Below are 16445 nucleotides of genomic sequence, written 5' to 3'. Positions count from 1 at the left end.
GGGCGACCACGAACGGAGGCCGAGCTGTGGCGCATGCGTCGACCCGGACTCGACGGTTGGGGATCCCGGAGCTGGTGACCACGCTGGGCGCTGCCCTCGTCTACGCGTTCGCCGTCGCCGTGGGGCGTGCGACGGTCCTGCCGGAGAGCAACTTCGGCCTGATCTGGCCGGCCGCCGCCGTGTCGGTGCTGTGGATGGTCGCGCGAATCGGCCGCCGCGGTGTCGTGGTGGACATCGCGCTCATGGCGGCGATCACCTGCGCGATCGTCGTCGCCACCGGCGGAACGTGGCTCGGCAGTCTCTTCGGGTCCGTGGCCGCGGTCGTGCAGGCGGTGGTCCCCGCCGCGCTCCTCCGGAGACGCCGCCCCGGCCTCCGCTCGCACTCGGGCGCCCGGGTGCTCGACCGCGGCGAGCTGTGGTGGTTCTTCTTCGCCGCGCTCGCCGGAGCCGTGCTGTCGGTGCCGCTGATCGAAGCCGAGTCGCTTCTCGCCGGGCCGGGATGGCGATGGGACGTCTGCCTGCTGTGGCTCGCGCGCAATCTGGGCAGCATCGTGGTCCTCGTGCCGCTGGTGTTCGCCACCGCCGAGCACCTGCAGCGGCGGCGCACGACCGACCGTCGTGCGCTTCTCGATCAGCTCGGCGCGCGGGTGCGGTCGCGGCCCGTCGAGTGGATCGCGCTGCTGGTGGCGACCCCGCTGGTGCACCTCGCCTGGTTCCTCTCCCCGGGCCAGCTCACGATCGTCTTCCCGCTGCTCACTCTCGCGTGCTGGGGCGGCAGTCGCCTGCCGGCAGAGCTCGTCGCGCTCCAGGGCTGTCTCGTCGCCGCGCTCACGATCGGGCTGACGGCGCACGGCGCCGGGCCGTTCCTCGAGGCGGGCAACGCGACCACGCAGATCGCGGCCGCTCAGCTGTACGGGGTGCTGTTCTGCGCGGTCGGTCTGGCGCTCGCCCTCGAACGCGACGACCGAGCGGATCTGGCCTCGGCTCTCACCCGATCACGCGACGACGCCGAGGCGCAGGCGAAGCTGCTCGAGACCATCGTCGACACCATGGCGGAGGGGGTGCGGGTCGTGGATCGCGACGGCGAGGTCCTGCTGCGGAACGCCGCGGCCACCCGCCTGCTGCTGGGCTCGGAGATCTCGGATGAGGAGGAGCCGGGGGCCGGGCGACGGGCGGACCTGCAGGGCATCCGCAATCTGGATGGCACGGGCCTCGACACGGAGGAGCTGCCCTTCGCGCTGTCGCTGGCCGGCACGGACGTGCGCGACCTCGCGCTGGTGGTCCGCGCGCAGCCCGACGACGAGCGGGTGGTCGCGTTCACCACCGCGCGCCTGCCGGAGAGCGCGGGTGGCGGCGTCGTCACGATGATGCGCGACGTCACCGTGGAGCGCGCCGAGCTGCGGCGAGCTGCTCAGGTTCAGGCGGGCCTGCTGCCGGCCGAGGTGCCCTCCCTGGCCGGCTACGACCTGGCGGCGCGCGTCGTGCCCGCCGGGTCGGTCGGCGGCGACTTCTACGACTGGTATGGCCTCGACCACGGCGTGGTGCTGACGCTCGCCGACGTCATGGGCAAGGGCGCGGGCGCGGCCATCCTCGCCGCCACGGCGCGATCGCTGCTGCGTGCGCACGGACGGGACGACGAGATCGTGCGACCGCTCGTCGAGACCGAGCGGAGCATGGCCGGGGACCTCGAGAACACCGGCGCGTTCGTCACGCTGTTCCACGCGTTCGTGCACGGACCGTCCGGCACCGTCACCTACTCCGACGCAGGCCACGGTTTGGCCGCTGTCGTGGGGCCGGACGGCTCGGTGCGACGGCTGAGGGCGAACGGGCTGCCGCTCGGGATCGCGCCGGACGAGCCCCGCGAGATCGAGACCGACCGCCTCGAGGTCGGAGAGACGCTCGTGGTGGTCAGCGACGGCGTGCTCGACGCCCTCGGCGGGTCTCTTGCCGACCTCGCCGAGGCGTGGCGAGCGGCCGCCGACGCGCGCTCTGCTGACGAGGCGGTCGCGGCGGTGGTGCGGATGGCCGAAGCCGGGGACATCGACGACGACCTCACGGTGCTGGCCCTGCGTCGGGAGACGTGACGGCGGGTCAGCAGGAGCCGTCATGCCCTCCATCGACAGCGGAGGTCGCTTCCTGCATCTGCCGACGGGTCTGGGCCGACAGAGTGAGCAGCTCGGTCACCTGGGCGGGGTCGGCGGTGCTCGCCCGCAGCTGCCGCTCGAGCGCGGCGAGCTGAGCGAGGAGCGCTGCGTGCACCGACGGCTCGCTGCAGAGGGTGGACAGTTCGAGGCACGACTGCAGGAATCGCGGCACGAGCAAGGGGTCGCCGGCACCGTAGTGCCGCAGTGGTGTCAAGGCGGCGTCGACGTCCTGCTTCGGCGTGCGGGGCAGCGTGAGGACGCGGAGGCTTCCGTCGGGGCCGCTGACCGCCGCAGGGGGCCGCGCCATGTCGATGCGTCGCGCTGTCACCGCCGTGAGGTGCCCGAGTGCGTGGACCGCCGTCACGGGATCGTTCACGCCGGGTGAGAGCGCGCGCAGGGCGATGTCGACGATCTGCTGGACGCCGTACCCGACATCTTCGACGGCGTTCCGCTCGTATTCGATGGTGAACGCGCGCCGGAGCGCGTCGGCGGTCGCCTCGGCGTCTGCTTCCGCGCCGGTCTCGTTCCGGCCGTCGGTCCACCAGAACGCGAGTGGCATCCCGGCGACGACGTTGTCGCCGACGGCCTTCGCCTCTGCCACGACGATCCCTCGATCGACGGCGACGTCCGTGAGGAGGGCGAGGTCGCGGCCGGTGACGAAGCCGCTCGTGCCCGCCGCGACCGCTCGTCTGCGGCGCGGCGTCTCGACTGCGCCCGAGAACGCGGTCGCGCCGGAGTCGCGCGCGTCGACGAGATCGATCGTGCGATCGGTATCCGCGTGGATGTCCTTCAGCATCGTCTCGACCCGCAGCTGGGCCGCGAGATGGGCCAGGAAGAAGACGAGCATGACCACGCTGACGAGCGTCAGCAGGAAGGAGACGGTGACGGCGATGCGGGGTACGAACTCCGGGTCCGACTCGGTCGCAGAACGGACCGCGCGGAGGACGGCGATGGAATACGCGAACGTGCCGAGGAACGCCGCGAGCGTCCAGTGCACCTGGCGGTCCCGCGCGAAGAGCCGGAGCACCCGCGGGGACGCCTGACTGCTGGCCAGCTGGAGGGCCACCACCGTCAGGGAGAAGGTCAGGGACGTGGCGGTGATCAGCGACCCGGCGATCGATGACAGGACCGAGCGCGCGGTGTCCGCGCCGCCGTTGAAGACCGCGGAGTCCACCTCGTTCGGGAGGCGGGAGTCGAGGAGGATGTCGATTCGAGGGATGGCGATGCCGAGCGCCACGGCCACGACGACCACGGCGACGGGGACGGGCCACAGGCGAGAGTCCAGCGACTCTGCGACCGCGGCCCACCAGCGGCGCAGCGAGGAGCGGCGGTGTGCATCAGGCATCGCCGTGCTCCTCTTTCGAGAGCCGCTCGTCAGTGGAAGCACCGCCGGGGGCGAGGTCCGCGAGCACCTCGGCGGCCACCCTCGACGGGGCGCGCTCCGGCAGCCAGTGGTTCTCATCGAGCTCGACGAAGCGGTACCGGGGGCCGGCGTACCGCCCGGTGAGCTCGGCGGCACGCCGTCCGAGCGCCTGGTCGTCGTTGCCCCAGACGTACGTCGTGGGCACGCGCGTGCGCGGCCCGGCGGGTCGATGGCGAGCTCGACGGTCGGGAAGTGCCATGCCGCGGTACCAGTGGAGAGCGGACCGCAGCGCCCCGGGGCCGGCGAGGAAGCGCTGGTACTCCGCCGCGATGGGCGCCGGCAGGCCCATCGCGACGAGCAAGCGAGCCAGGCGCCCTCGCAGCACCGCCTCCGGGATCGCGGGCAGCTGGAAGAAGCCGATGTAGAGCGACCGCAGGGCCTGCGCGGAGGAGCGCAGGGAGCGGACAAGGGCCTTCGGATGCGGCGTCGACAGCACGGTCATCCCGGTCAGGCGCTCGGACGCGACCGCGGCCATCCGCCACGCGACGAATCCGCCCCAGTCGTGCCCGACGAGGTGCACGCGCTCGACGTCGAGCGCGTCGAGCAGGGCGAGCACGTCGCCCACGACGTCGAACGCGCGGTAGTCGCGCCGCCGACGGGGGCGCGCGCCGGGGGAGTAGCCGCGCTGGTCGAAGGCGACGACGCGCGCGCCGCCTTCCTCGAGCAGGGGCGTGACGGCGTCCCAGGTCCGACGCGATCCGGGGAAGCCATGCAGGAGGACGATGACAGGGCCGTCGACCGGCCCGGTGTCGGCGACGTCGAAGACGAGGTCGCCGCGACGGAATGTCTCGAGGCGTGCGGAGCTCATGCCTCAGTTCATCCTGGAGGCGGGGGCGGGGGGAAGGGCTTGCGCGGGCCGGTCAGGCGGAGGCGACGGCCAGATACAGGAGGTTGCCGTCTGGATCGCGCACCTGGGCCATCCGCTCGCCCCACGCCGTGTCCTCGGGGGCGCTGACCGGCGCCGCGCCCGCGTCGACCGCGCGCGCGAAGGCGCGGTCGGCGGAATCCGTGTAGATCCACAGGGCGATCGCATCGCCGCGCGCAGCGTCCGGTTCGAACCCGACGCCGACGGTGCCGCCGCCCACCGCCAGGGAGACGTAGACGTCGCGTCCCTCGGGGGCGAAGCGATAGCGCACGTCGCCGTCGAAGGCCTCCTCGTAGAAGCGCACGAGCCGATCGAGGTCGGTCGTGCGGAGGATCGGGAACAGCGTGTCGACGGTCACGGGGGGAGGGTACGGCGCGGTCCCGAGCGGGTCAACGGGTCTCGGAGCGCTCGGGGCGGCGACGGGCCCGAGCCGGGTAGCGTCGACAGGTGACGTGCATCCGCCGTCCATCGCCCCGATTCAGGAGGACACCTCGATGCCCCATGCACTCGTCACCGGCGCATCTCGCGGCATCGGACGCGCCATCGCCGTCGCGCTGAGTCGACGCGGTGATCAGGTGGCGGTGCACTACGGATCGGACCCCGCCGCCGCGGAGGAGACCCTCGCCGTTCTGCACGGAGAGGGGCATCGTCTGGTCGGCGGCGATCTCGCTGACGCAGAGGTGGCGCAGGGGGTGGTGGACGAGACGCTCGCGGCGTTCGGATCCCTGGACATCCTCGTGAACAACGCGGCGATCGCACCGGGCGACGACACGTACCACCGTGTGGACGAGACCGACTACGCCACCTGGACGCGCGTCTGGCGGCGCATGGTCGACATCGACCTCCTCGCGGTCGCGAACGTGAGCCACCTCGTCGCGAACGCGATGATCGCGAGCGGCACCCCCGGTGCGATCGTCAACATCGGATCGCGCGGTGCGCAGCGCGGCGAGCCGGACTTCCCCGCCTACGGCGCGGCGAAGGCGGGCCTGCACGCGCTCGGGCAGTCCCTGGCCGTCGCCCTCGCGCCGCACGGGATCGCAGTGTCGACGGTCGCCCCCGGGTTCATCGCGACCGAGCGGCAGGAGGTGCGACTGGCGGGGCCGGGTGGCGAGGCCGTGAAGGCGCAGAGCCCGTTCGGCCGGGTGGGCACGCCCGAGGAAGTGGCCGCGGCGGTCCTCTATCTGACGTCGGCGGAGGCGCGGTGGGCGTCGGGCGCGGTGCTCGATCTCAACGGCGCCTCGCACCTGCGCTAGCGGCTCGCGAAGAAATCTTCATTCATCTGCATCCAAGATCGGGTCGCTCGAGGAACAACTCCTATGAAGGGCAGCACCGAGCAGCCCCGGGTTTCAGGAGGAAGAAGATGCGCAAGACAGCCGCCGCCGGCCTCGCCGTCGGAATGATCACCGCTCTGGGCCTGGCCATGCCGGCCACCGCCGCCACGGACGAGGCAGCTCAGCTGTCGGTCCTGCACGGCATCCCGGACACTCCCGTGGACGTGTACGTCGACGGCGACCTCACCCTCGACGACTTCGCCCCCGGAGACCTGGCGGGCCCGCTGGAGCTCCCCGCCGGCGACTACGAGGTCGCCCTGACCGCGCCGGATGCGGCCGATGACAGCGAGCCCATCCTCGGCCCCGCCACGGTCACGCTCGAGAGCGGCGCCGACTACACGGCCGTCGCCCACCTCACCGAGGCCGGCGAGCCCGGTCTCGACGTGTTCACGAACGACGTCTCCGCGACGGCCCCGGGTGAGGGGCGTCTCACCGTCCGTCACACCGCCGCCGCTCCCGCCGTCGACATCCTCGCCGGCGGTTCGCCCGTGATCGAGGGTCTGACGAACCCGAACGACGAGAAGCTCGACCTCGCGGCCGGCACGGTCTCCGCCGCGGTGGCGCTGGCCGGCACGACCGACCCGGTCATCGGCCCCACCGACGTCGAGGTGCAGGAGGGCGTCAACACCATCCTCTACGCGTGGGGCAGCGCCGAGGACGGCAACCTCGCCATCGCCGCGCAGACCATCGGCGGCCTGCACTCGGCTCCGGATGGCGTGCCCTCCGGCACCGCGGGCTACCTCGCTCAGCAGGACGCGTCCACCACGGCACTCGCCATCGGCGGCGCCGGCGCCCTCGTGATCGCGCTGAGCGTCGGGACGGGCCTGATGGTCCGCCGTCGCGCCTCGGTGCGCTGATGTCCCGAGGCACGCCGCGAGCACGCGGACGGCGGCGCCTCACGGCGGCACTGACCGTGGCGCTCGCGGCGTGCCTCGCGGCGTGCTCCCAGACCGAGGCGGGCGAGGACTCTCCCCCTGCTCCCGAGGCAACCCCCGCCTCGTCCTCGCCCGCCTCCTTCCCGGCCGCGACGGCGCCCGACGCGGCCACAGCCATCCCCACGGCGACTCCCACAGTCGTCCCCACGCCGGCCCCGACGCCCCGGCCGACCGTCCCGGTCCGTCCCGGCACGCTGCCCGAAGCGCGGCAGGTCGTGCCGCCGGTGCGTCTCGCCCTCCCGTCGCTCGACGTCGACATGAGCGTCATCGACGTCGGTGTGGCGGAGACCGGGCAGATGGAGCTGCCCGACGATCCCGCCGTCGCCGGCTGGTACCGGTACGGCGCCGACGCGCAGGGCGCGGAAGGGCGCATCCTGATCGCCGCGCATGTCGATGAGGTCGGGTACCCCATCGGTCCGCTCGCCCGTCTGCGCGACGTGCGCGAGGGGGAGACCGTATCGATCGCGATGGCGGATGGCGCGGCGCGAGACTTCGAGATCCAGTCGCTCACGTACTACGAGAAGACGGCGCTCCCCGCCGACGAGCTGTTCGCCCGCAGCGGCCCTGCTGCCCTCGTGATCATCACCTGCGGCGGGCCCTTCGACAGCGCGACCGGCCACTATCGCGATAACGTCGTCGCGGTGGCGGTTCCGCGATGAGGCGAGCATGACCACCATGGGAAGGAGAGGTCCGGTGGACGATGCCACCGAGGCCGAATCGGCACTCGACCGGCGCTTCGTCGCGGGCGACGAACGCGCTCTCGCAGAGCTCTATCGACGATGGTCGCCGGTGGTCTTCACGCTCGCGCTGCGCTCGCTGAACGACCGCGGCGACGCGGAGGACGTCACACAGCGGACCTTCGTGTCGGCGTGGAACTCCCGCGCGAGCTACGACTCGTCGAAGGCGCGGCTCTCCACCTGGCTCATCGCCATCGCGCGCCGCCGCATCGCCGACACCTTCCAGGCCAGGGCGAAGGTGCAGCAGCTGCAGGCCGAGTTGGAGCGCATCACACCGCCCGGCGAGCTCGTCTCCGAGGAGATCGACCTGTCGGAGACGCTGCTCATCTCGAGCGAGCTGCAGCAGCTTGCGCCCGACGCGCGCGAGGTCATGCGGCTCGCGTTCTACGACGACCTGACTCATGAGGAGATCGCCAGGCGGACGGGCATGCCGCTCGGTACCGTGAAGAGCCACATCCGCCGGAGCCTCACCCGCATGCGCGGTCGACTGGAGGTGAACCGTGTCGCATCTTGACGACGAGACGCTCGCCCTGCTCGCGATGGGCGAGCGGATCGACTCCGACGCCGACCTGCAGCACCTCGCCGAGTGCCGCGCCTGCGCGGCGGAGGTGAACGAGCTGTCGCACGCGGCGCTCGTCGCCCGATCGAGCATCGTCGACGGGAGCCTCGAGACGCCGCCGGGCGCGGTGTGGTCTCGCATCCACGGCGAGCTCGGGCTCGATGCGGCGCTCGCCGCGGATCCGCTGACGGCCTCCCCCGAGCCATCCGTCTTGCCGTCGCTGCGACCCGAGCCGGCAGCCGAGGCGGCGCCCGCTGCGGAAGCAGTGCCCGGCCGGGCGACCATGCGCGCTCGCCGCTCGCTGCGCACCCTGTGGGTGCTCGCGGCGTCGGCGGCTCTCGTCGTCGCGCTCGGAACCGGCGTCTGGGTCGTGCGCACGCTGTCCACCCCGGCCGCGGTCGTGGCGTCGGCCGAACTCGATGCGTTCCCCGACCATCCGCAGTCGGCCGGCGAGGCCGAGGTCGCCGACGAGGGCGACGGCGTGCGCACGCTCACGGTGACGCTCGAAGGCGACGAGCAGAAGGCCGGCGACTATCGCGAGGTCTGGCTCATCCGCAACGACGGCGAGGCGCTCATCAGTCTCGGCGTGCTGGAGGACGCGTCCGGCTCGTTCCTCGTGCCGGAGGGAGTCGACCTCGGCCAGTACAACCTCGTCGACATCTCGTTCGAGCCGCTGGACGGCGACCCTGGGCACTCCGGGGACTCCATCGTGCGCGGCGAGCTCGACTTCATCTGAGTGAAGGGCGTTCCCGACGACTCCGGGCGCCGGAGAGAAGGTGGAGGGGCTGACGGGAATCGAACCCGCGCTATCTGCTTGGGAAGCAGAAGTTCTGCCATTGAACTACAGCCCCGCATCGCGCTGCACGCGACTCCGCCAGCATAACAGGAGCGCGCGGGCGGCCCACTACGCTGGCACCGTGCTGCTCTCCGATCGCGACATCAAGGCCCAGCTCGACGCCGAGCGGATCGGCCTCGACCCGCTGGACCTGCAGATGGTGCAGCCGTCGAGCGTCGACGTGCGGCTCGACCGGTACTTCCGGCTCTTCGACAACCACAAGTACCCCTTCATCGACCCTGCGCAGGACCAGCCCGACCTCACGCACCTCGTCGAGGTCGACCCGGACGAGGCGTTCATCCTGCACCCGGGGGAGTTCGTGCTCGGGTCGACGTTCGAGCGGGTGACGCTGCCGGACGACGTCGCCGCGCGCCTCGAGGGGAAGTCGTCGCTCGGGCGCCTCGGACTCCTCACGCATTCGACCGCGGGCTTCATCGACCCCGGGTTCTCCGGGCACGTCACGCTCGAGCTCTCCAACGTCGCGACGCTGCCCATCAAGCTGTGGCCGGGAATGAAGATCGGCCAGCTGTGCTTCTTCCAGCTCAGCTCGGCGGCCGAGAACGCGTACGGCTCCGGCCCGTACGGCAACCGCTACCAGGGTCAGCGCGGTCCGACCGCGTCGCGCTCGTTCCAGAGCTTCCACCGCACCGATGTCTCGGTGCGCGACGCCGGCTCCGCGGGCGCCTGAGATGGGTGACGAGGAGCTCCTCGGCGGCCTGCAGCGGCTGCTGCAGCGCCTGAACGAGCTTCCCGATACCAGGGAGCCCCGGCCGACCGTCCTCGGACAGCACGTCGCCGACTTCCTCGGGCGCGAAGCGCACGACCTGCCCGTCACGCGTGACACCGTGGGGCGACACCGGCTGGCCGACGTCAGCACCGCGCTCGACTCGCTCGCCGCCGAGGACCCGGATGCCGAGCTGATCGGCGTCTCCGGCGGTCAGGAGCGCAACCACGAGGACTTCTCGGCGTTCCTGCGGCACCGGTACGCCGCGTTCTCGCCGGGTCCGGTCGACTACAGCGCCGCGGCGACGGGTCCGGACACGAGCCGCCAGGTCGTGTCGTTCGGCATCCACCTCCTGCACGTCGACTCCGAGCCGGTGGCGGTTCTCCTCCGCGGAGCGGCGCCGATGTACGGCCGCGAGGCCGTGACCATCGAGGCGCTCGCGGCGACCCCCGAAACCGGTGCTGCTCTCCTCGCCGAGGTGCGACGGCGGATGAACGCGCTCAGTCACATCCGCGGCCAGGTCGTGAGCTTCACGCCGGACGAGTTCGGACAGGGCGCGGGCGGCTTCACCTTCCTTCGACGCCCCGAGGTGGCCGCGTCCGACGTCATCCTTCCGGAGGGGCTGCTGGCGCGCGTCGCCGGCCACGTCGTGGACATCGGCGTCCATTCCGCCTCGCTGCGCGCCAGCGGTCAGCACCTCAAGCGCGGGGTGCTGCTGTACGGCCCTCCCGGCACCGGGAAGACCCTCACCGTGCAGCATCTGCTCACCGCGACCCCCGAGCGGACGGCCATCCTCCTGCAGGGCGGCAGCCTCCAGTTCGTGGCCGAGGCCGCGCGCCTGGCTCGGGCCATGGCGCCGGCGCTGCTCGTGTTCGAGGACATCGACCTCATCGCGATGGAGCGCGGGATGTTCGGGGGCCCGCAGCCCCTGCTGTTCGAGATCCTCGATGCCCTGGACGGCGTCGGCGAGGACGCCGACATCGCGTTCCTCATGACGACGAACCGCGCGGACCTGCTGGAGCCGGCCCTCGCCGCCCGCCCCGGCCGCGTCGATCTCGCCGTCGAGATCCCGCTGCCCGACGTGGCCGCACGTCGCCGCCTGTTCCGGCTCTACGGCGAGCGGTCGTCGCTGTCGGGCGCTGCTCTCGACGCGGCCGCCGAGCGTGCAGAAGGGGTGACGGCGTCGTTCGCGAAGGAGCTGATCCGTCGCACCGTGCTGCGCGCCGTCCTCGGCGGACGCGACGCGCGAGACGAGGACCTCGCTGAGGCGCTGGACGAGATGCTCGACACCCGCGATCAGCTGACTCGCACGCTGCTGGGGTCGAACCCGGCGCTCCTCGAAGCCGACGACGCGGTGTCGACGTCCGGGAGCTTCGGCTGGTCGCCGCTCGGCGGTGGGCCGACGCCCGACGAGGGCGAGCCGGCGGACGGTGTCTGACCGCGCGGACGTGCGCCCGGCGTCAGAGCTTCCCGAGGTGCACGGCCGCCATCGCGAGGGCCGCGATCGACTCGCCGTCGGTCAGCTCGCCCGTCGCCGTCATGCGCAGCGCGTCGCGGATGGCCACCCAGCGCGAGCGCGTGATGCCCTCCTCGGCGCGGTGCGCGTCGGCATCCGCCACCTGCCGCAGCCCGCGCGCGAGGAAGACCGTCTCCGGCGCGATGCAGATCCCGTTGAGGGCGTCCATCCGCCCGACCTCGACCCATTCGTCGGCCTCGAGCCCTGTCTCCTCGAGCAGCTCGCGCCGGGCCGCCGTCTCGGCGGGCTCGCCGTCGCTGCCACCGGCGACGACCTCCCACGAAGAGCCGACCGTGTATCGGTCGACCTCGACGAGCAGCACGCGCTCGTCCGCGTCGAGGGCGACGACGAAGACCGCCGGGTGCCGCAGCTCCACGACGCCGTAGATGCCGTCCCCGCCGTCGGGCCGCACGACCTCGTCCTCCCGCACGCGGATCCACGGGTTCTCGTACGTCACGCGCGTGCTTCTCGTCTGCCAGCCCATGTCGCCATCGTAGAGACGACGACGGGGATGGCCGACGCGGATGGCCGAGGCAGGCGGGCGGACGGGTGCGGCACACTGAGAGGGTGACGAGAAGACGCGCGCGAGCGCGAGCGCGCGGGGTGATCGCGGCGGTATGCGCCGTCGCGGTGATCGCCGTCATCGCCGGGCTGATCGCGGTGGCCACGCGGCCGAGTGCGGCGGACGCTCCGCTGTCGGCGTCTCCGGCAGCCGCAGCACCGACCGCGGACGGCTCGGACGTCGAGGCGGAGTGGCTCGAGCGCGTGTCCGCGGAGACCGAGATCCCCGAGCGCGCGCTCGCCGCCTATGCCCGCGCCGACCTCGACGCCCGCTCGGTCTTCGGCTGCACAGTCGGCTGGAACACCCTCGCCGGCATCGGCTACGTCGAGAGCCGGCACGGCACGCTGCAGGGCGGGGCCGTCGACGACGACGGAGTCGCGCGGCCGGCCATCATCGGCATCCCCCTCGACGGCACGAACCAGACGATGGACATCGCCGACACCGACGGCGGCGTGCTCGACGGCGACACGGAGGGCGACCGGGCGGTGGGGCCGCTGCAGTTCATCCCCGAGACGTGGACGACCTGGGGCGTGGATGGCGATGGCGACGGAGCCGTGGATCCTCACGACATCGACGACGCGGCACTGACCGCCGCGCGCTACCTCTGCCGGCAGCACGCGACCCTCACCGGCGCGGCCAGCTGGATCGAGGCCATCCGCTCGTACAACGACACAGGCGACTACCAGCGGCAGGTCGCCGAGGCGGCGACGCGCTACGGCGACGCCGGCTGACCCCTACGAGACGTCACCGTCGACGTAGAACCAGCGGCCGCCGCGACGCGCGAACCGGGACGTCTCGGCGAGGCGGCCCGGGCCGTTCGGCGCGGTGAAGTGCGCGATGAACGACACCTCGTCGCCCGCGGCCTCGACGATCTCGAGCCCCGTCCACGTGGTGGCGGCGTCGAGCGCGAGGTCCGCGGGGCGCGTGCGGGGGTGCCAGGTGAGGGCGAGGTAGTCCGCGTCGCCCTTCGCGAAGGCGCTGTATCGGGAGCGCATGAGCTCCTCGGGCGTCGCCGCGACGCGGGCCCCGGCGTGCAGCGCGCCGCAGCACGCCGGGTAGGGGCGACCGCTGCCGCAGGGGCACGTCTCGGCGAAGCTCATCCCTCGAGCGTACGACCGCGAGGCGCGCAGGGGTGATCGTGGTGATGGCCGTGCTCGTGGCCGTGGTCCGGCGTGTGCGGATGGCCGTGGCTGCGCAGGTGCGGATGGCCCTGCTCGTGCGGGTGGTGCTGGCCGTGCGGGCGGGGCCCCTCGCGGTGACCGCGACGGTGACCGCGGCGGTGATCGCGACGGTGGTGCTGGCCTTCCTCCCAGCCGAGCTCGCGCGCGATGGCCTCGAGCGAAGCGGTCGTGACGGCGAGATCGTCGGGGGAGACGGCCGCGCTCACGCGGTCGCGGATGGCCGCGGAACGCGCGCTCACGCGCTCGAGCCCCGCGCGTCCGTCGTCGGTGAGATGCCATCCGTCCTCGGCCTGAGCGACCCATCCGCGGTGGGTCAGGCGCTCGAGGCGGTGAGGCCGGTCGGCCAGCCTCTCCTGGAGGGCGGCGGAATCGGCGCGGGCGAGGCTCTTCAGCAGGCGCCACTCGCGGCGGTCGAGGGCTTCGCTCCGCAGTGCGGCGTCGAGCTCGTCGGCGAGACGGCCGGCGGCTGCCTTCAGCCAGAAGCGCAGCGGACGGGGTGTGGTGTCATCGGTCGTGGTCATGGGGTCCTCTTCCTGTGGCGATCCGGGAGCGGATCGCTGTTCAATGTCATCTGTCATGTATATGCAGAATGACATGCAACAGCGTGCATGTCAAGTGTCATGTATTTTTGAGGCATGGCAGAGACGGCGGATCCCACCGCGCGCATCGCGACGGCCCTCTCCCGACTGCGCCTGGGGCGGCCGGGCCCGGTTCCCGCGGACGGAGATGCGCAGGCGGAGCGGCCGTCACCGGGGGAGCACGGCCATCCGCATCACCCCCATGGCGAGCACGCGGAGCGCGGGCCGCACGGCCCGTATCACGGTGCGCACATGCACGGACCCTTCGGGCGCTCGATGGCCCGGCTGCGCCTGCTCGAGCTGCTCGCGGCTGCCGACGGGCCGCTGTCGGTCGGAGCGATCGCCGAGCGCCTCGGTGTGGACCAGCCCCGCGCCAGCCGGCTCGTGCAGGCGGTCGTGGAGACCGCGCATGCGCGACGCGAAGCCGACCCGGATGATGCGCGGCGCACCCTCATCGCGCTGACGGACGAGGGCCGCGCGCTCGCCGCCCGTTCGCATGGCGCGCGCGCCGAGGCGGTGGAGCAGGCGCTCGCGGGGTTCACGGCCGAGGAGCGCACGCAACTCGCCGATCTCCTGGGGCGGCTGGCCGACGCCTGGCCCGACCCGCGCCGCCGCCCCGCGCCCTGACACCGGACACACCGCAGGAGATCCGCCTCGGGTTCGAGCCGCGGGCCGCGTCATGGCGCGGGTGCGGGCGGTCGAGCCCCTCAGATCTCCTGCGGTGTGTCCCGCCTCGCCCGCGCGCGGCCCTAGATCAGCCGGTGGCGGGCGAAGGCGCGGGCGAGGCCGTCCTCGTCGATGGATTCGGTGACCTCGTCCGCCGCCTGCTTGGCCTGTACGGTCCCATTGCCCATCGCGATGCCGAGACCGACGGCCTCCAGCATCTCCAGATCGTTGTTGTTGTCGCCCATGGCGATAGCGTCCGCGGGGTCCATGCCGATGCGGTCCAGCAGCTCGAGGATCGCACTTCCCTTGGTCACCCCGGGCATCGACACCTCTCCGCTCGCGGTCCCCATGCCGGGGATGGTGCCGGTGATGACGGTGAACTCGGCACCCACCGCCCGCACCACATCGTCATATGCCCCCAGGTCATCGCCCGAGAAGACGGCCTTCGCCGTGAGGTCGTGGCGGAGTGGCGCGATCGGTCCCAGGTAGCGCCCGAGCCCTCGCTCGGCGGCTCCGTCGCGGCCGTCATGCTCCGGCAGCCCGAGCTGGGCGCGCAGGCGGGCCTGCATGCCCGGAGTGGGATACGCATATTCCCGACCCTGCAGCACGTAGTCGAGCCCGAGTGCGTCGAACTCCTCGCGCAGTCGCCGGCATGCCGCTTCCGGCATGAGCCGCTCGATGATCCACTCGTCCTCGTGCTGGACGAAGGCGCCCGCGCCCGCCACGACGCCGTCGAAGCCGATGTCGGTCACCTGCTCGTCGATCTCCAACGGCGTGCGGCCCGTCGCGAGGAAGACGAGGTGGCCGTTCGCGCGGGCGCGGCGGATGGCCGTGGTCGTCGCCGCGGGAATGGTCCCGTCGTGCCGCAGGATCGTGCCGTCGATGTCGAGGAACACGATCCGCCGTCGGAACGGCGCGGTCACGGCGCGGCCCGCACGGGAAGCAGGAGGAGGAAGCCGGCGAGCAGCACCGCGACGATGCCGAGGATGCCGAACGAGGTGGCACCCCCCACGACGATGAGGATCGACCACATCGCCGACGACATCCAGCTCGCCGCACGTCCGGTCGTCGCATAGAGGCCGAAGATCTCGCCCTCGCGCCCGGCGGGCGTCACGCGGGCGAGGAACGAGCGGGACGCGGCCTGGGCTGGTCCGACGAAGACGCACAGGACGAGGCCGCCGACCCAGAAGACCACCCGACCGGCGTCGGCGAGCGTGAAGACCGCGAGGCCCGCGACCGTCATCGCCGCGAGCGAGAAGAGGATGACCCGCTTGGGGCCGACGCGATCGTCCACGCGTCCGGCGAGGATCGTGGAGACGCCGGCGATGAGGTTGGCGGCGACGCCGAAGACGACGACCTCGAGGAACTCGAAGCCGAACACGTTGGCGGCGATGACCGCGCCGAACGTGAAGACGCCGGCGAGCCCGTCGCGGAACACGGCGCTGGAGAGCAGGAACCAGAAGGTCGGCCGGGTCGCGGGGGAGCGGTAGAGCCCGGCGACGTCCTTCACGAGCAGCGCGTAGGAGCGCAGGAACCCCACGCGGCGCTCGGGCCGACCCAGCGAGGGCTCCGGCACCTTCAGGAAGACGGGGATGGCGAACACGATCGCCCACAGCGCGCAGCCGACCGCGATGATCCGGAAAGGCAGGCCGTCCTCGTCCGGCAGCCCGAACCATCCGCTCGCGTAGAAGACGATCACGATGACCAGCGCGACGATGCCGCCGAGATAGCCGAAGCCCCATCCGAGGCCCGAGATGCGCCCGATGGTCTTCGGGGTGGCGATGCCCACGAGCATGGCGTTGGAGTTCACCGCGGCGATCTCGCCGCACACCGTCCCCGCCGCGATGAGCGCGACCCCGAGCCAGAAGAGCGACGGTGTGGGCTCGACGAACCACAGGCCGAGCATGGTGGCGATGAGCGCGCCTGTTCCGATCCCCAGCCACAGCTTCTGCCGTCCCGCGGCGTCCGCCTGCTGCCCGAGGACGGGCGCGAGCAGGAGGATGAGGAGCCCTGCCACGGTGGTGCCCCATCCCAGCCCCGAGGAGAGGTCGGCGAGCGCCGCCACCTTCTCGGGAGCGTCCTTTGGGAGCGCCTGGGTCTCGGGTGGGAGGAATGCGTCGGTGGTGAGGTACAGCGCCGTGAAGATGAACGTGAGGATGACCGTGTTGAACGGCTGCGTGGCCCAGTCCCACAGCGCCCATGCGAAGACGACGCTCTTCGGCGTCGGCCGCTCCTCCGCGAGGGCGAGGCCCATGACGGGGACGGCGGCGCTGTCGGCCGTGGCGGGGGGAATCGGCACGCGGCCGGATTCGGGGTCAACGGTCACGCGGGCCTCCTCCGTCGGCGCGTTCGCGCCTGAGCCCAGTATTACGCGTGGGGCGCGTGCGCG

18 protein-coding genes and 1 tRNA gene are annotated in these 16445 nt (G+C 72.3%); 10 read left to right on the top strand and 9 right to left on the bottom strand.

What is annotated here, in order from left to right; translation table 11 throughout:
* Positions 1-74: 74 nt before the first annotated feature.
* A complete protein-coding gene (locus tag D7D94_RS09860) occupies positions 75-2084 on the top strand; it encodes a PP2C family protein-serine/threonine phosphatase (RefSeq protein WP_156242437.1) in 2010 nt (669 codons plus the stop codon).
* Between the two features lie 7 nt (positions 2085-2091).
* Here the strand turns inward: D7D94_RS09860 and D7D94_RS09855 are convergent, their stop codons facing one another.
* Genes D7D94_RS09855 through D7D94_RS09845 form a run of 3 tightly spaced genes read right to left on the bottom strand, consistent with a single transcriptional unit; the run spans position 2092 to position 4790 of the window.
* On the bottom strand, positions 2092-3489 hold the full coding sequence (locus tag D7D94_RS09855) for a DUF2254 domain-containing protein (RefSeq protein WP_173024285.1): 1398 nt from the start codon (positions 3487-3489) through the stop codon (positions 2092-2094).
* On the bottom strand, positions 3482-4375 hold the full coding sequence (locus D7D94_RS09850; protein ID WP_156242435.1) for an alpha/beta fold hydrolase: 894 nt from the start codon (positions 4373-4375) through the stop codon (positions 3482-3484). The genes D7D94_RS09855 and D7D94_RS09850 overlap by 8 nt, the downstream gene beginning before the upstream one ends.
* 52 nt (positions 4376-4427) lie before the next feature.
* Positions 4428-4790 (bottom strand): VOC family protein, encoded by a 363-nt coding sequence (locus D7D94_RS09845; protein WP_156242434.1) that lies wholly within the window; start codon positions 4788-4790, stop codon positions 4428-4430.
* 136 nt (positions 4791-4926) lie between these two features.
* On the opposite strand from D7D94_RS09845, the gene D7D94_RS09840 reads away from it, so the two are divergent.
* The 5 genes from D7D94_RS09840 to D7D94_RS09820 all read left to right on the top strand — a co-directional run bounded on the left by D7D94_RS09840 (position 4927) and on the right by D7D94_RS09820 (position 8730).
* Complete coding sequence (locus tag D7D94_RS09840) at positions 4927-5685, top strand: SDR family NAD(P)-dependent oxidoreductase (protein WP_156242433.1); 759 nt, start codon at positions 4927-4929, stop codon at positions 5683-5685.
* A 107-nt stretch (positions 5686-5792) separates the two neighbouring features.
* Positions 5793-6620, top strand: coding sequence for a DUF4397 domain-containing protein (locus D7D94_RS09835; protein ID WP_156242432.1), 828 nt, complete (start codon positions 5793-5795; stop codon positions 6618-6620).
* The gene (locus D7D94_RS14525) at positions 6620-7357 is read left to right on the top strand and encodes a class F sortase (protein ID WP_156242431.1); all 738 of its coding nucleotides are present in this window, start codon (positions 6620-6622) and stop codon (positions 7355-7357) included. Before D7D94_RS09835 ends, D7D94_RS14525 begins: the two co-directional genes overlap by 1 nt.
* A gap of 34 nt (positions 7358-7391) precedes the next feature.
* Positions 7392-7949: an RNA polymerase sigma factor gene (locus D7D94_RS09825; RefSeq protein ID WP_156242430.1), complete on the top strand. Its 558-nt coding sequence runs from the start codon at positions 7392-7394 to the stop codon at positions 7947-7949.
* Positions 7936-8730 (top strand): anti-sigma factor, encoded by a 795-nt coding sequence (locus D7D94_RS09820; RefSeq protein WP_156242429.1) that lies wholly within the window; start codon positions 7936-7938, stop codon positions 8728-8730. Before D7D94_RS09825 ends, D7D94_RS09820 begins: the two co-directional genes overlap by 14 nt.
* 41 nt (positions 8731-8771) lie before the next feature.
* On the opposite strand, the gene D7D94_RS09815 is transcribed toward D7D94_RS09820, so the two are convergent.
* Positions 8772-8845: transfer RNA gene (locus tag D7D94_RS09815), tRNA-Gly, on the bottom strand.
* Positions 8846-8911: 66 nt separating this feature from the next.
* On the opposite strand from D7D94_RS09815, the gene dcd reads away from it, so the two are divergent.
* Together dcd and D7D94_RS09805 are read left to right on the top strand one after the other, a co-directional pair.
* A complete protein-coding gene (gene dcd, locus D7D94_RS09810) occupies positions 8912-9517 on the top strand; it encodes a dCTP deaminase (RefSeq protein WP_173024284.1) in 606 nt (201 codons plus the stop codon).
* A 1-nt stretch (position 9518) separates the two neighbouring features.
* Positions 9519-10991 carry an AAA family ATPase gene (locus D7D94_RS09805; protein ID WP_173024283.1) on the top strand — a complete coding sequence of 491 codons (1473 nt, stop codon included), beginning with the start codon at positions 9519-9521 and terminating at the stop codon, positions 10989-10991.
* Positions 10992-11013: 22 nt separating this feature from the next.
* Here D7D94_RS09805 and D7D94_RS09800 read toward each other — a convergent pair whose 3' ends face one another.
* Positions 11014-11553, bottom strand: coding sequence for an NUDIX domain-containing protein (locus D7D94_RS09800; protein ID WP_156242427.1), 540 nt, complete (start codon positions 11551-11553; stop codon positions 11014-11016).
* 83 nt (positions 11554-11636) lie between these two features.
* On the opposite strand from D7D94_RS09800, the gene D7D94_RS09795 reads away from it, so the two are divergent.
* Complete coding sequence (locus D7D94_RS09795) at positions 11637-12362, top strand: lytic murein transglycosylase (protein WP_246171762.1); 726 nt, start codon at positions 11637-11639, stop codon at positions 12360-12362.
* Positions 12363-12365: 3 nt separating this feature from the next.
* Here the strand turns inward: D7D94_RS09795 and D7D94_RS09790 are convergent, their stop codons facing one another.
* Complete coding sequence (locus D7D94_RS09790) at positions 12366-12731, bottom strand: YchJ family protein (RefSeq protein ID WP_156242425.1); 366 nt, start codon at positions 12729-12731, stop codon at positions 12366-12368.
* Positions 12728-13333 (bottom strand): MarR family winged helix-turn-helix transcriptional regulator, encoded by a 606-nt coding sequence (locus tag D7D94_RS09785; RefSeq protein WP_156242424.1) that lies wholly within the window; start codon positions 13331-13333, stop codon positions 12728-12730. Before D7D94_RS09785 ends, D7D94_RS09790 begins: the two co-directional genes overlap by 4 nt.
* A gap of 114 nt (positions 13334-13447) precedes the next feature.
* Here D7D94_RS09785 and D7D94_RS09780 point away from each other — a divergent pair, with 114 nt between their 5' ends.
* Complete coding sequence (locus D7D94_RS09780; protein ID WP_156242423.1) at positions 13448-14017, top strand: MarR family winged helix-turn-helix transcriptional regulator; 570 nt, start codon at positions 13448-13450, stop codon at positions 14015-14017.
* A gap of 122 nt (positions 14018-14139) precedes the next feature.
* Here the strand turns inward: D7D94_RS09780 and D7D94_RS09775 are convergent, their stop codons facing one another.
* Together D7D94_RS09775 and D7D94_RS09770 are read right to left on the bottom strand one after the other, a co-directional pair.
* A complete protein-coding gene (locus D7D94_RS09775) occupies positions 14140-14979 on the bottom strand; it encodes an HAD family hydrolase (protein WP_173024282.1) in 840 nt (279 codons plus the stop codon).
* Positions 14976-16382 carry an MFS transporter gene (locus D7D94_RS09770; RefSeq protein WP_425486970.1) on the bottom strand — a complete coding sequence of 469 codons (1407 nt, stop codon included), beginning with the start codon at positions 16380-16382 and terminating at the stop codon, positions 14976-14978. The genes D7D94_RS09775 and D7D94_RS09770 overlap by 4 nt, the downstream gene beginning before the upstream one ends.
* Positions 16383-16445 lie beyond the last annotated feature (63 nt).

This window comes from Microbacterium oryzae (genome assembly GCF_009735645.1).
Lineage (GTDB): Bacteria > Actinomycetota > Actinomycetes > Actinomycetales > Microbacteriaceae > Microbacterium > Microbacterium oryzae.
This window is presented reverse-complemented; position numbering and strand designations above follow the sequence as displayed.